Annotated in this window: 12 protein-coding genes; 10 read left to right on the forward strand and 2 right to left on the reverse strand. The window is 54.7% G+C overall.

Features of this window, described 5'->3' with window-relative positions:
- Both BP822_RS09705 and BP822_RS09710 read left to right on the forward strand, forming a co-directional pair.
- Nucleotides 1-424 (forward strand): SdrD B-like domain-containing protein (locus BP822_RS09705; protein ID WP_286878208.1); only part of this gene is annotated, 424 nt, incomplete at its 5' end.
- A 649-nt stretch (nucleotides 425-1,073) separates the two neighbouring features.
- The gene (locus tag BP822_RS09710) at nucleotides 1,074-2,183 is read left to right on the forward strand and encodes a geranylgeranyl reductase family protein (RefSeq protein WP_286878210.1); all 1,110 of its coding nucleotides are present in this window, start codon (nucleotides 1,074-1,076) and stop codon (nucleotides 2,181-2,183) included.
- A gap of 15 nt (nucleotides 2,184-2,198) precedes the next feature.
- Here BP822_RS09710 and BP822_RS09715 read toward each other — a convergent pair whose 3' ends face one another.
- Nucleotides 2,199-2,528, reverse strand: a complete 330-nt coding sequence (locus tag BP822_RS09715; protein WP_048132997.1) for a P-II family nitrogen regulator — start codon at nucleotides 2,526-2,528, stop codon at nucleotides 2,199-2,201.
- A 15-nt stretch (nucleotides 2,529-2,543) separates the two neighbouring features.
- Nucleotides 2,544-3,752: an ammonium transporter gene (locus BP822_RS09720; RefSeq protein WP_013719253.1), complete on the reverse strand. Its 1,209-nt coding sequence runs from the start codon at nucleotides 3,750-3,752 to the stop codon at nucleotides 2,544-2,546.
- 272 nt (nucleotides 3,753-4,024) lie between these two features.
- Here BP822_RS09720 and BP822_RS09725 point away from each other — a divergent pair, with 272 nt between their 5' ends.
- The 8 genes from BP822_RS09725 (at nucleotide 4,025) to BP822_RS09760 (ending at nucleotide 14,534) form a co-directional block, all read left to right on the forward strand.
- Nucleotides 4,025-4,708 (forward strand): hypothetical protein, encoded by a 684-nt coding sequence (locus BP822_RS09725; RefSeq protein WP_286878211.1) that lies wholly within the window; start codon nucleotides 4,025-4,027, stop codon nucleotides 4,706-4,708.
- 50 nt (nucleotides 4,709-4,758) lie between these two features.
- A complete protein-coding gene (locus BP822_RS09730) occupies nucleotides 4,759-6,576 on the forward strand; it encodes a PINc/VapC family ATPase (protein ID WP_013719255.1) in 1,818 nt (605 codons plus the stop codon).
- Nucleotides 6,564-7,061: a hypothetical protein gene (locus BP822_RS09735; RefSeq protein ID WP_286878212.1), complete on the forward strand. Its 498-nt coding sequence runs from the start codon at nucleotides 6,564-6,566 to the stop codon at nucleotides 7,059-7,061. The genes BP822_RS09730 and BP822_RS09735 overlap by 13 nt, the downstream gene beginning before the upstream one ends.
- A 182-nt stretch (nucleotides 7,062-7,243) precedes the next feature.
- A complete protein-coding gene (locus BP822_RS09740; RefSeq protein ID WP_013719257.1) occupies nucleotides 7,244-7,927 on the forward strand; it encodes a hypothetical protein in 684 nt (227 codons plus the stop codon).
- 133 nt (nucleotides 7,928-8,060) lie between these two features.
- Nucleotides 8,061-10,694, forward strand: coding sequence for a DNA mismatch repair protein MutS (gene mutS, locus BP822_RS09745; protein WP_286878213.1), 2,634 nt, complete (start codon nucleotides 8,061-8,063; stop codon nucleotides 10,692-10,694).
- A 3-nt stretch (nucleotides 10,695-10,697) separates the two neighbouring features.
- Nucleotides 10,698-12,413 carry a DNA mismatch repair endonuclease MutL gene (gene mutL, locus BP822_RS09750; RefSeq protein ID WP_286878214.1) on the forward strand — a complete coding sequence of 572 codons (1,716 nt, stop codon included), beginning with the start codon at nucleotides 10,698-10,700 and terminating at the stop codon, nucleotides 12,411-12,413.
- 42 nt (nucleotides 12,414-12,455) lie between these two features.
- Nucleotides 12,456-13,778: an AIR synthase-related protein gene (locus BP822_RS09755; protein WP_013719260.1), complete on the forward strand. Its 1,323-nt coding sequence runs from the start codon at nucleotides 12,456-12,458 to the stop codon at nucleotides 13,776-13,778.
- A 366-nt stretch (nucleotides 13,779-14,144) separates the two neighbouring features.
- Nucleotides 14,145-14,534, forward strand: coding sequence for a hypothetical protein (locus BP822_RS09760; protein ID WP_013719261.1), 390 nt, complete (start codon nucleotides 14,145-14,147; stop codon nucleotides 14,532-14,534).
- Nucleotides 14,535-14,808 lie beyond the last annotated feature (274 nt).

Raw genomic sequence — 14,808 nt, forward strand, 5'->3', positions numbered from 1 at the left:
AGCTCTGAATGAGACGGTAGCTCTGAATGAGACGGTAGCTCTGAATGAGACGATAGCTCTGAATGAGACGGTAGCTCTGAATGAGACCGCCGCAACTGATGCCGTCGCTGAAGCGGTACGGGGATACACCATTGAGGGCGTTGTATTCGAGGATCTGGACGGAAATGGGGTAATGAATGTCAACGAATCTGGCCTTGCCAATTGGACAGTCAACCTGGAGCAACCTGAGGGTGTGATTATCACGAGCGTCAACACCTCAGCAGACGGAAAGTTCATCTTCCTCAACCAGCTTCCTGGTGTATATACAATCAAAGAGGTCCTTCAAGCAGGCTGGACGCTTATCTCACCCGCTGATGGCAAGTTCACCGCAGAGGTCATAAACGAGAGCGTGACCCACCTGGAGTTCGCCAATAACCAATCCTGAGCCGCCTTAGCCTATTCAAGGGCCGCATCACCCCAAGATCAGTGGTCTGGGCTGTCTGCCAGACCCTTTTCTTTTTTTCAGTCCACTGGCAGGAATCCCTATGGTCAGGTTGAAGATTTCTCGGCGTTCAACCAAAAATCTTTCATAGATTGGGCAAAAGATATAATCACAGACTAGTGGGGGAAGATCATGAGAATAAGAGTTGCACTTGCATTTATAGCGCTGCTCCTGATGATAATGGGTCCAGCGGCTGCCATAGGCATGAGCAGCGGTAGTGGCTGCGTTGCGAGAAACGCTCTGGAGGCCTATTGCGTTAACCATGGAGGATGTCCTAAAGACGGAAACTGCTATTTCCCGGACGGCGGTTATTGCGATCTGGAGTCCTTCTACCGGGGAACCTGTCCTGGCAAAGAGTATTATGAGGATGCCCTTTGGATGTTGGAGGCCTATGCTTTCCTTTATGGGGATTTCACACCATATGGACAATACTATGTGCCGGGCACGGGATATTCCTATTATGCCAATCCTTATGCTAATCAGCTCTCCAATCCCTACTGGAATAGCGATCTGGGCAGCTCCTATTACTGGCCGGTTTATGCCCAAGGATACGGCACAGGTTATGGCACTGATTACGGCGCAGGTTANNGTTGTGGTGGGCGCTGGGCCGGCTGGCTCGACTGCTGCTCGGATAGCAGCCGGAATGGGCCTTAAGGTCTTAATCCTGGAAAAGGAAAAGTTTCCCCGCTACAAGCCCTGCGGGGGCGCTCTATCGGAGAGGGCGACCTCCTGGCTGGACCTTCGCCTTCCCGAGGCCGTATGCGAGAAGGCCATAACCGGAGCTCGGATCCACTACCACGAATGGGTTCAAGACAAGGTCAAGGCCTACAGACTCAGTACTCTGATCAACCGGAGCGCCTTTGACCAGTTCCTCCTTCAGAAGGCAATCGAGACAGGAGCCAGTGTCTCATTCTCTCGTGTTCTGAACTACAGCAGCAAAGAGGATCATGTATCCGTTCAGACAGATGATCAGATCTATAGATCACGATTTTTGATCGTTGCCTCCGGCTGCCAGGATTCTTTAAGAAGCCGGATATCGGGAAAGGCCTCAAGAGATGATATCGGGGTCTGTCTGGTAACAGAGATCGAGGCGGATGATAGGGATATTGAGGCCAGACTGGGCAGCTTTCTTGATATTCATTTCGGGATAGCAGGCGGAGGCTATGGCTGGATCTTCCCTCACCGTGGATACTACTCCGTGGGCATAGGGGGCCTGGCATCCCAGCTTCGCCATCCCCGCATGATAATGAAAGGCTTCCTTGAGAACAACGGCTTTGACCGGGATCAGATAATTCATGGCCACACCATACCGCAAGGAGGAAAGAAGAAGAGGATCTCCCTGGGCAGGGTGCTCTTGACGGGGGACGCAGCCAGCCTGGTGGATTCCTTCTCTGGTGAGGGCATCTATTATGCTTTGCGTTCGGGAGAGATGGCGGCAAGGGCGATAGGAGAGGAGAAAGAGAGAGATGTTGCCCGGCTCTATGAGAAGAGATGCAACAAGGAGCTTGGCGAGGAACTCAGATATGCCTTGATCCTATCCCAGGCCATGCACCGCCATCCCAAAGCCTTCTCCTGGATGCTGGAACGGCATAATGAGGTATTAGACAGGTATATTGAGATTGCTGCTGCCAAAAGGTCTTATAAGGATTTTGTGCGCTGGCTGGTGCCCAGGCTGCCCATGGGGATCTTGTCCGCCCGTTGAACCTATAAAAAAATGTCAGGTGAAGACCTCACCTGTCCTCACTTTAACCGATCTTTCCACCGGGCTTACGAAGATCCGGCCGTCCCCGAACTTGCCGGTTCGAGCAGCATCGCAGATGGCCTTCAGCACTGGATCGACAGATTCGTCAGCTACGTAAAGCTCCAGCTTGAGCTTGGTTAAGAGGTCGACATCCATTGTGCCTCCCCGGTACTGGAGCTTGATTCCTTTCTGCTCACCTCTGCCCTGGATCTCAGTGGTGGTCAGGGCGACCACGCCTATCTCCTCCAGAGCCTCTTTGACCCTCTCCAGCCTCTCCGGTCGTACTATTGCCTCGATCTTTTTCATTATCATTCACCGCCTTCAGGCATAGGCCTTCTCCCCATGCTGGGATATATCCAGGCCCACATACTCTTCGTCCTCAGTCACGCGCAAGCCCATGAACGAGTCCACCAGCTTGGCCAGGGCATATGTCACCACAAAGGCATAGACCACCGATATGCCAGCGGCCATGATCTGCACAGCGAACTGATTGAAGTTGCCCTGCAATAGGCCGGTGTAGCTGTTGACTGCGGAGGTGGCGAATATGCCCGTGGCCACCGCTCCCCACAGGCCGCCCATGCCGTGAACCGCCCAGGCGTCGCAGCTCTCGTCCAGCCCCCGGCTCACCCGGAAGAGGAGGGACATATAGCAGAGGACCCCGGCCACCGCTCCGATTACCAGGGCTCCAAGCACGTCCACAAAGCCAGCGGCAGGGGTTATGGCCACCAGGCCGGCTATGCCGCCGCTCACCATTCCCAGGGCGCTGGGCTTGCCCTTCAGCCAGCTGGAGAGGAGCCAGGTCAGAGCACCGGCAGCAGCGGAGGTATTGGTCACCACCAGGGCAGAGGCAGCAAGGCCGTTCGCTCCCAGAGCGGAGCCGGCATTGAAGCCAAACCAGCCAAACCACAGCAGTCCGGCGCCCAGCATGGCCATGGGGATATTATGGGGCTCCATGACATAGGAGCCGAAGCCCACCCTCTTTCCAATCACCATCGCTATGGCCAGGGCGGAGAAGCCGGAGCTTATATGGACCACCGTCCCACCGGCAAAGTCCAGGGCTCCCATCTGAGCCAGCCAGCCACCTGCCCAGACCCAGTGGGCCAGGGGATCATAGACCAGGGTGGTCCAGAGCAGAGCGAGCACGATGAAGGAGCCAAGGCGCACCCTCTCCGCCACCGCTGAGGTGAGGATGGCCAGGGTCACCGCAGCGAAGACCATCTGGAAGGCGACGTAGAGCAGATGGGGCAGATTTCCCGCCAGTGGCGCTTCGCCCAGGCCTATGCCATTCAAGGCAAGGTAATCCAGAGCACCTATTGCTCCGCCTATATCCTGGCCAAATGAGAGGCTGTAGCCCAGGAAAACCCACTGAAGGCTGGCCAGGGCAAAGGCCAGGAAGGAGAGGCCAATCATCGATACCACAGTCTTCTTGCGCACCAGGCCGCCATAGAATAGGCCTACCCCCGGGGTCATGAGCATGACCATGGCGGTTGAGACCAGGACCCAGGCTGTGTCTCCGCTGTCTATTGGCATATTTGTATCACCTGCACCATAGCTGGCAGACTGCACCGGCCTCTAGCCATGCAGCATTGTGAGGACAATGCTCAATTGCACTCTGCCAGTTAGAGCTGTTTTTCAGGGGAATAAAAGGATATTTGATATTATTGCATAAATGATATGAAAATATCATACTGCAACTCATGGAGGCGATCTGCTATAAGGCTGCGGCAATCTATTTATCTGTGATACGCTTCTTTAATTAGGTTCACATGTCCAGGTTTGGACCTGGAAGGTGTTGGCAGCCTATGGACAACAAGTACGAGATACTCCAGGCAATCCGGGAGGCGAAGAAGCATCTCGGAGAAGGATCAGACTTTCGCATCGCTGATGTCATGGAGACAATGGAAGGCATCGCACCGTTTCTGGATAAAGAGGTCATAATTGGATTGAAATGCAAAAACTGCGATAGCTATGCACGAGGCTCATTTCCCCTGAGCAACGACTTTTGGGCGGTCGACGAAAATGAGCACTGCCATGAGAAGAAGACCTCTCTGAAGAACCTGAATGCCTTGAAGCTGGCCGGCTGCCATCAATACTCATGTCAGGAAAGGGAGGAGCTGATGAAGCTGGGCCAGGATATTCTGGAGGAGGACCTCAGGCCTGGATTTAGCGATAGAAAGCTATATGATAGGAGCAAGTTCGCCAGCTACAGCGTAGACTTCCGCATGCTCTCCAATCCGGGAAATATCTGCATTGAGTTTGGGCATCTTACGGATGGCGGGTTCACCTGCAGCGATATCAGGCTTTACATCATAAAGAGGCTCGATCCGGGATTTGGAGAGGATGCCTCTCGAAAGATATCCGAGGCTTTGAAGAAAGGTCCCGTCATGGCGCTTGAGGCCAACCTACAGATCAGAAGGCAGCTTGATATTGACTATGTCCTGGAGTGGATTGCCAAAAAGCGAAAGATGGATATAGTATATCTCTAGCTCTATTTTTGATTTAGACAATAATTGATAATTAAAGGATGTTTTCGACAATGGCGCAACCGCTAGTGCCAGATACCAGCGTGGTAATAGATGGCAGAGTCTCTGCTAGGATCAAGTCTGGAGAGCTCCAGGGCAGGAGAATTGTAGTGCCCGAGGCTGTGGTGGCGGAGCTGGAAGCCCAGGCCAACCACGGCCGAGAGATCGGCCTGAAGGGATTGGAGGAGCTGAGAAAGCTCTCCGAGCTTGCCAAAGCCGGCAAGATCGAACTGGAGTATGTAGGAATCAGGCCGAACCTGGATCAGATCAAGCTCGCCGGTGGTGGAGAGATCGATGCTATGATCAGGGATGTTGCCCTGGAGCTGGGCGCCTCCTTCCTCACCAGCGATCAGGTTCAATCCCGAGTGGCAGAGGCGATGGGCCTGGATGTGGAGTACGTCCGTCCCCAAAGGGAGGCGATCAAGCCTCTGTCCCTGGATAGATACTTCACCGAGGATACCCTATCCATTCACCTCAAGGAGAGCGCAATACCCATGGCCAAGAGGGGCCATGTAGGGGACTTCTCCCTGGTCCGGCTGGGCGAAAGGCCCTCATCGGAGAGGGAGCTGAGGGACCTATCCCGGGAGATATACGAACGGGCTAAAGCCGATCCAGATGGCTATGTGGAGATGGAAAAGATGGGGGCAGCGATAATCCAGATTGGGCCGATGAGGATCGCCATCGCCAAGCCGCCGTTCTCCGACGGCCTGGAGATCACCGCCGTTCGACCGGTGGCCAAGGTGAGCTTTGACTCCTACCGCCATAGCAGCATGCTCAAGACCCGCCTCAAGGAAGGTCAGAGGGGAATTCTCATCGCCGGTCCGCCAGGGTCGGGCAAGTCCACCTTCGCAGCAGGATTGGCCGAATACCTTTTGGACTGCAACTATGTGGTCAAGACTCTTGAGTCTCCTCGCGATCTGCAGGTTCCCCCGGAGATCACCCAGTACGGCCCTCTGGAGGGGAGCATGGAGGCATCGGCAGATATACTGCTCCTGGTCAGGCCCGACTATACCATCTACGATGAGGTCAGGAAGACACGCGACTTCCAGGTCTTTGCCGATATGAGGCTTGCCGGGGTGGGCATGATCGGCGTGGTCCATGCCAACAAACCCATCGATTCCCTGCAGAGGCTCCTTGGCCGGGTGGAACTGGGCATGATACCTCAGGTGGTGGACACCGTGGTCTTCATCGAGAGAGGGGAGGTCACTAAGGTTTTGGATGTGGAGTTTGTGGTCAAGGTTCCCTCGGGAATGGTGGAGGCTGATTTAGCCCGGCCGGTGATCGTGGTCAAGGACTTCGAGAGCGGCCAGGCGGAGTACGAGATGTACTCTTACGGAGAGGAGATCGTGGTGATGCCCGTCACCAGAGAGGAGAGAAAGCCCTCCTGGAATCTGGCCAGCAGGGAGATTGAGAAGGAGATCTCTCACCATGTACGTGGCCCCTTCAAGGTGGAGATGCTCACCGACTCCAGCGCAGTGATCCATGTACCTCAAGAGGATGCTGCGAGGGTGATCGGCAAGGCGGGAAAGAACATCGACCAGATCGAGAGGAGCCTGGGTATGCATATCGATGTCCGGGCAAGGGACGAGCCCTCTGTTCCTGAGCCGAGGATGGAGGAGACGGCAAAGCATATCATCCTCTGGCTGGACGGCATGGCAGGTGAGTCAGTCGATGTCTCTGTAGGGGATGAGCCCGCCTTCACCGCCACTGTGGGCCGAAGAGGAGATATCCGCATAGCCAAATCCTCGGAGATGGCCAAGAGGATCATAAAGAAGATGAAAAAGGGTGAGAGTATAGAGGTGCACAGGTCGGGATCGGAATGGAATGGATGAGATATCCGGCCAGCATCCTCCTCCTCTTCCTGGCAGCGGTGCTCACTCTTAACGCCAGCGCCCAGGATCCCGAACCCTGGCAGGACCAGAGAGGCAATGCCACCCCTGTTCTGATGGGAAAGAATGTAGAGGAAGCAGAAGTAGGCCAGGAGGCTACCGGGCTAAAATCCCGGCTCTTGAGCCCCATGGTCCGATGGGAGCTGGATCTGAAAGATAGCCTTGATAGGAGTGTGGAAATGGAGATGTACCAATCGAACGATGCCCTATTCGGCAAGGGCAGGATCATGGCGGACGGAATAGAGCAGAACGTCTCTGCCAGCGGTATAATCTCAGGAAACAAGCTGGATCTGGACATCCTCTCAGAAGACCTCTCGCTATTCCGCCTTTCCCTTACCATGAACGGGAAATCCATTTATGGGGACTATCATGTCCATAGTGCCAGATTTATTACCGAGAAGGGCATAGCTATGGGAAAGATTGAATAGATCAAAAAAATACGTTCTTTGTCGTATAACCATTAAGCTTATCAACTATAAAGCTCATGCCGGATCTGAATGGAGTGCCCCGGATAGCACACAGCGGGCTTAGATCCGTCTGAGATTAAATACCCAGCATCCAGATCCATTCATGAAGATCAAATATAGGTCGAGATGCCATGAGATTCAAATTGTCAATTGCATTATTCATGTTCTTCATTGCCTTTCTGGCAGTGACTGCTCTATCTGCCGATTGGACCAACCAGCAGTATCTGAGCGCTGATGAGCTGATAAGCGGCGAAGAAAAGACCTCTAAAGCTCCCACAACCCCGCAACAATCCAGAGCGCTTCGAGAGAACGAGAGCTCAATGGACTGGAGCATGCCGAAGACTCTGAGCGATACCTCAAAGGACCCCAAGGCCTCCCGAGCTGAGGCCGAGGCGGCGAGTATAGGGGCGGAGAACGAGAGTGCATCCACCGTGGACAACGCCACCTCTGAGGAGAATGCCACCGCTATGGCAGAGACTACAGAGCTTCCTCCGGCCGAGGTCGCGCTGCCCTCTTTGGGAGGAAGCTGGTCATTTGCCCTGAACGACAGCCTCCAGAGGAGCATGGCTTTGACCCTATTCCAGAAGGATGATCAGCTCTTGGGCGCGGGGAAGATGAGGGTGGAAAACAGCACCATCGATGCAACAGTATCGGGACAGGTCTACGGAAATGGAACCGCGAGGCTGGATATCATCACCATAAACCCCATTGATCTTTATATGTTTTATCTCAATCTGAACGGTGAAATGGCCAGCGGAGACTACGACGCTCTCTCTGCCAGCGGAAAGTCCTGGACAGGAGACTTTGAGGGAGTGAAGACAGCATAACTGAGGGGAGATAACGATGCCGAAAGTTCGGCATCCTCTCACTACTCTTCTTTCCCCACCTTTCTGTCTTCCGTTCGCAATCTCTTTGCTCAACCAAAGCCTTTTTTGGCAGACAGAAGATCAATAGATCACAATGCCCCCAGTTAAGCTCTCTCCCCTGATGGAGCAGTACTACCAGAATAAGAAGCTCTATCCAGATGCTCTGCTCTTATTTCGGGTGGGCGACTTTTACGAGACCTTTGCCGACGATGCAGTCATCGTTGCCCGCGATCTGAACATCACCCTCACCTCCCGGCAGAAAGACGACCAGGGAGAGAAGATCCCTCTGGCAGGGGTCCCTTATCATTCCCTCGATGCCTACCTCGCCCGGCTCATCCGGGCGGGGCATAAGGTGGCCATCTGCGACCAGGTGGAGGACCCCAAACTTGCCCGGGGTCTGGTGAAAAGAGCCATCACCCGGGTGGTGACCCCGGGAACGATAATCGAGCCCTCCATGCTGGACGAGTCCAGCAACAACTTCCTGGCGGCGATAGTGAAGGGGGATGAGAATGTGGGCCTTGCCTTTGTGGACGTTTCCACTGGCGAGTTTCTGACCACGGAGGTTCCACATAACCGCCTCTACTCCGAGCTGGCCCGTTTCCGGCCGGCGGAGTGCTTGTCTGCCTTTTCCCTCCACTGGGAGGGCACAAGCCTGCAGATCCTGGAGGAGCCCTGCTTCTCCGCGGAGAGAGCAGAGGCCGCCCTGGCCGACCGCTACGGACCGGACTGGAAGGAGAGGCTCCGGCTGGAGGGAAGGGGTTTATCCCAGAGAGCCTGCGGAGCAGTCCTCTCCTATCTGAACGCTTCTCGCTTCGACCTTCTGGGTCACTTGAAGGATGTTCAGATCTACTCGGGATCGGATTATATGGTTCTGGATGAGGTCACAGTGCGAAACCTGGAGATCACCAGAAACATCCGCGACCGCTCTCGCAGGGGCACCTTGCTGGAGTTCCTGGACCAGACTAGAACGGCCATGGGGGCGAGAACCCTTGCCCGCTGGCTGCAAATGCCCCTGCAGAGCGAGCAGGCAATAGCCCGCAGACTGGATGGAGTAGAGGAGCTTGCCAGCAAATCCCTGCTGCACCGCAGCCTGGCTGAGGAGCTCAAGGGCACCTCTGACCTGGAGAGGCTCTTAAGCCGGATATCATGCAAATCCGCCAGCCCTAAAGAGCTGTCCGTCCTGAAGAGCACTCTGGAGATGCTGCCCCGTCTGCAGGAGATCCTCATGGATGATCAGTCCTCGGCTCAAAGCTCATATCTGCAGGATCTTTCAAGCAGGCTCTCTCCCCTGGATGATATCGTCTCCCTGATAGAGAGATCGATAATGGAGGATCCGCCCGTCCATGTTCGGGATGGGGGGGTGATCAGGGAGGGCTACGATCCGGAGATAGACCAGCTCCGGGAGCTCTTGAGGGACGGCAGAGGCTGGATCAGCCGCCTGGAGGGTTCGGAGAAGGAGAGGACGGGCATCAAATCCCTCAAAATCGCCTTTAACAATGTCTTCGGCTACTATATCGAGGTCTCGCGGGCAAACCTGCACCTGGTTCCCCAGAATTATATTCGCAAGCAGACCCTGGCCAATGGGGAGAGATTTGTGACCCCGGAGCTCAAGGATATGGAGTCTCGAGTCCTCTCCGCCCAGGAGAGGTCGGTATCTTTAGAGCAGGAGCTGTTTTATAAGGTGCGGGATCTAGTCGCCTCAAAGGCGGGAGCCATCCAGGAGAGGGCCACGGCACTGGCAGAGCTCGATGTTCTGATCTCCTTGGCCACCTCCGCTAAGGAGAACAATATGATCCGGCCGGAGTTCAATCAAGAGGGAAGAATCTCGATTCGCAGCAGCCGCCACCCGGTGCTGGATAAGGCGATGCGAGGCGCCTTTGTGCCCAATGACGTCCTATTGGACACAGATCGCAACCGTCTGATAATCCTCACCGGCCCGAACATGGCGGGCAAATCCACCTTCATGCGCCAGATAGCCCTGACGGCGATCATGGCCCAGACCGGGTCCTTTGTGCCTGCTGCCTATGCCTCCCTCTCACTGGTGGACCAGGTTTTCACCCGGGTGGGGGCATATGACGACCTGTCCGCAGGACAGAGCACGTTCATGGTGGAGATGACTGAGATCGCCCACATCCTCACTTCTGCCACCAGAAAGAGCCTGGTTCTCCTGGATGAGGTGGGCCGGGGGACAAGCACCTTCGACGGCCTGTCCCTGGCCTGGGCCATATCCGAGTACCTGCATGAGAGCATCAAATGCAAGTCCGTCTTCGCCACCCACTACCATCAGCTCACTGATCTGGAGAGCATCCTCTCCGGAGTGAGAAACTACAGCATTGCCGTAAAGGAGGATAAGGGTACGATCACCTTCCTGCGAACGGTGGTCCCGGGGGCGACGGACAAGAGCTATGGAGTGCATGTCGCCCGCCTGGCCGGGGTTCCCAGGACGGTGACAAAAAGGGCAGACCAGATCTTGAGGGAGATAGAAAAGGAGGCCCTTATGCAACCGGGATCGGGCGGGAGAAGTCAGAGGAGATCTTCTCGCTACACCCAGCTCATATTCTTCGATGGCAATGACGACGGGAATACGGCCGGGGAAGTGGAGAGGGATAAGAAGGATCCCATCTTAGAGGAGATCGAATCACTGGACCTGGACATGATGACCCCCAGGGAGGCTTTGGACCGCCTCGCCCAATATCAGCGGATGCAAAGGGAGAGAGAGGAAGGATAAGAGATGAAGAGGATCAGGGCCCTGGATGAGGAGACGGTAAATAAGATCGCTGCCGGTGAGGTGATCGAGAGGCCTGCTTCGGTGGTAAAGGAGCTGGTGGAAAACTCCATTGATGCCGGTGCCCATAAGGTGTTGATCGAGGTCCGAGATGGCGGAAAGAGCTTCATCAAGGTGACAGATGATGGCAGCGGCATAGATCCGGACGACCTCCCCCTAGCCTTCCAAAAGCATACCACCTCCAAGATCTCCGGGGCTCAGGATCTGGAAACGATCGGCACGTTGGGATTTCGGGGCGAGGCCCTGGCCAGCATCGCCAGCGTCTCGGAAGCGGTCGAGGTGCGGACCAAGACCAGGGATGCTCTATCTGGCAGCTATCTTCGCATAGAGAACGGAAAGGTGGCGGAGACAAAGGAGGTGGGCAGCCCTGTGGGTACATCGATCGTCGTCTGGAATCTCTTTTCTAATGTCCCGGCAAGGAGAAAACACCTCAAGGGAAGGGAGGCGGAGCTGGTCCATATCATCGATGTCATCACCGAGCTGGCCATCATCCACTACGATATCGCTTTTGAGCTATTTTCAGGCAGCCGCACTCACTTCAAATCGGCAAGATCCAATTCCTGGGACGACATCCTCTCCCGCATCTTCGGATTGAAGGCGGTGGCAGGTATGGCCCCTCTGCAGGCATCCGGCCGGGGCTGGAGAATAGAGGGTATGATCGGCGATGCCTTCAACCTTAGGGCCAGCCCGGACAGGATATTCATCTTCGTCAATGGCAGGGCAGTCTCCTCCCGGCCCATGGCCGGGGCTTTGCGAGAGGCCTACAGAAACATCATCCCTCCGGGAAAGAGCCCCATCGCCGTCCTCTCCTTAGAGATAAGCCCGGATCTGGTGGACGTGAACGTCCATCCGGCTAAAAGGGAGATCCGGTTGCTCCATGAGAATGAGATCTGCTCTGCGGTCACCCAGGAAGCTGCCCTGACCCTCTCATCTTATGCCAAGAGCGTAGCCTCCGAACGCTTGAAGCCCAGCGATCAGATCACCGCCTCGGAGGAGACATTGGCCCAGAATGCTATGCAGAGTACTCTTCCCCTGGATGTAGAGGAGGATACCGCTTTGGACCAAGCCCTGCCGGAAAGGGAGAAAAGATCAAGCCTGAAGATCCTGGGCCAGATCAAGAGGCTCTACATTGTGGCGGAGAGCGATCAAGGGCTGGTTCTTATCGATCAGCATGCTGCTGCAGAGCGCATTCGTTTTGAGAGGCTGGCCCAGCGATATCGGGAAGGGGTGATCCGCCAGGAGCTGGCCTGTCCGGTGACGATCGAGCTTATGGCCAGCGAGGAGATCATGCTCTCCTCCTGGAAGGAGGTCTTGGATGATATCGGCTTTGAGATCTCATCCTTTGGAGGGAGGTCCTACAGCGTCCGGTCCGTTCCAGCACTCGGCCAGAGGACCGAGAGCGCAGAATCGGTACATGACGTCTTAAAGGAGCTGTTTTTGCGGGGAAAGCCGGGGCCGGACTCGAGCCGTCGGGATGAGGTCCTCAAGCTTTTGGCCTGCCGGGGCTCCATAAAATCGGGAAAGGAGCTCACCCTAAAAGAGATGGAGCAGCTGCTGCATGATCTGCAGGAATGCAGCAACCCCACAACCTGTCCCCACGGCAGGCCGGTGATGGTCATCCTGGACCAGAGCCAGCTGGAGAGGCTATTTGGCAGAAGATAATCAGGAGATGATAATATCTATGGGAAGGTCAAATGACCTCTCATGGATCTGGAAGGATTTGCCAAGCGAGGTTTGAGGAGACGGGACCGGTCGATAAAGTCCAAGCTCATCGATCTGATCAGAGAGGTAAAGGAGATCCCAAGCGATCGGGCTGCTACCCTGGCGGAAGCGGTCTTGACGGAGGCGGAAGCGACCCTTGATCCCCGGGGGGAGGTCTTCACTCTTGAGAGCGTGGGGGTCAGCATGGGCGACTTTGGGGTGGGCTCACGTGGCTCAGGCGACTTTTATACCCACACCAAGATCGCCGAGGTCATCGGCCGCACAGAAGCAGTTGTTGACTCCCGCCAGCTGGACGACTCGGGTGTGGTCCAGGCGGGGGGCAAATACATAACGGTGACCGTGGACGGCATGCACTCCCGACTGAGCGATTATCCGTTTTTGGCCGGATTTCATGTAACCCGAGCGGCCTTGCGCGATGTCTATGTCATGGGAGCCAAGCCGGTGGCCCTTCTCTCGGATGTTCATCTGGCCGATGATGGGGATGTCTCCAAGCTATTCGACCATATCGCAGGCATTGCCACGGTCTCGGAATTGATCGGCGTTCCTCTCATCACCGGGAGCACCCTGCGCATCGGTGGGGACATGGTTATCGGGGACCGACTAACCGGGTGCGTGGGGGCGGTTGGCGTCTCGGATAATCTCACCGCCAGAAAGAGCGCCCGGCCTGGAGATGTGATCATGATGACCGAGGGAGCGGGAGGGGGAACGATCTGCTCTGCTGCTCTGTACTATAACCGGCATGAGGTGGTGGATGAAACCCTGAACATCAAGTTCCTGGAGGCAAGCGAGGCGCTGCTTAAAGTTAATGCTCGGATCCATGCTATGACCGATGTGACCAACGGGGGCATCCGGGGCGACGCCAAGGAGATCTCCTATACTGCCGGGGTGAGGCTTGTCTTTGAGGAGGAGAGGATGCGCAAGCTGGTCAACCCCCGGGTGCTGGAGATGCTCAATGAGCTGAAAATCGACTATCTCGGGGTGTCCATCGATGCCCTGCTCATCATCGCCCCACCGGAGGAGGCGGAGGCGATCGCAGCCGCCATCCGGGATGTGGGGGTGAAGGTGGACGAGATCGGCAGGGTTGAGGAAGGAGAGGGAGCGTATCTGGATATCGAAGGCAAGCGGTCCGACTTCTCCCCCCGCTTCCGAGAGGCGGCCTACACTCCCATAAAAAAGGCGATCGGCCAGGAGGCGGTGCGGGATGTGGCGGAGATGACCAGGAAGGTGGATTTGGCAGCCCAAAATGCTGTGCAGAAGAAGAAGAGGTTTGTGGAGAGGATAAGGGGGGGCCAGAAAGGATTCTGAACAAATGGTAGGCTACCCGCGATTTGTTATGGGTGAATTTGAATCGGAAATTCTCCGTGTCTCTGTGACTCTGTGATAAACCGCTATGCTCTAACCCAACCACACAGTCACAGAGTAGCAGGGGCCATATTCTCTGCCTGAACTCACCCACATAATTCAACGAAGAGCCAAATAGTATTTCCAGCAGATGTGCTCAGGCGGAGCCGACAGGGAGGCGAACTTAAGAAAATTTTTATAAAGCTATTTATCTGTATAGCCTTTGCCACATGTAATAATAATAGTAAAAATTTATTGACATTAATAAACTATTTATATCATAAGCTCTCTCAATTATTACAAGGGAAAAAAATTAGGGAGGAGATAGCAATGAAAGAATCATTTGTAATGAGATTTGACGAGAGAGATATCGAGGTCGTAGAGACTCTGAAAAGCCTGGGAGTGCCAAGGAAGGTATCCAATATGATCGCATTCCTGGCCAGCGGCACAGAGGCTACCTCACGCGAGATAGAGAGGGGCTCAGATCTGCGCCAGCCGGAGGTGAGCATCGCCCTTCGCACCTTGCGCAAGAATAACTGGATCGAAGAGAAGATGTGCAGGAGCGATGGGACAGGAAGGCCGATGAAGGTCTATCGCCTCAAGACTCCCATCGAAGAGATCCTGCAGCATTACGAGCAACAAAAGATGAATGAGGCAAATCAGGCATTGCAGTCCATCCAGAGGCTGAAGTCCCTCTTCAGCGAAGCTGAATCGATATGAGATGATATAAATTCTAATTTTTTTTAAAAATTTTTAATACACGATCTTCAAATCTGTAACATCCAATCGTATATTATTAAATTAATATTCTTATTATTTCTCATTTTTAAAAAATAATAAATTGGATCATAATTATCTAAATGTTTCTGAGAGGAACGCATGTGAAAATACAATATTTATAAATACTTGATTTTATTTTATGGATGTCGGTTATCGTCATCACATATTCGCAGATGATCAACTGGAAGAGATCTTCGTATATCCGACCGATTCA

This window comes from Methanosaeta sp. UBA458, assembly GCF_002496085.1.
GTDB lineage: Archaea > Halobacteriota > Methanosarcinia > Methanotrichales > Methanotrichaceae > Methanothrix > Methanothrix soehngenii.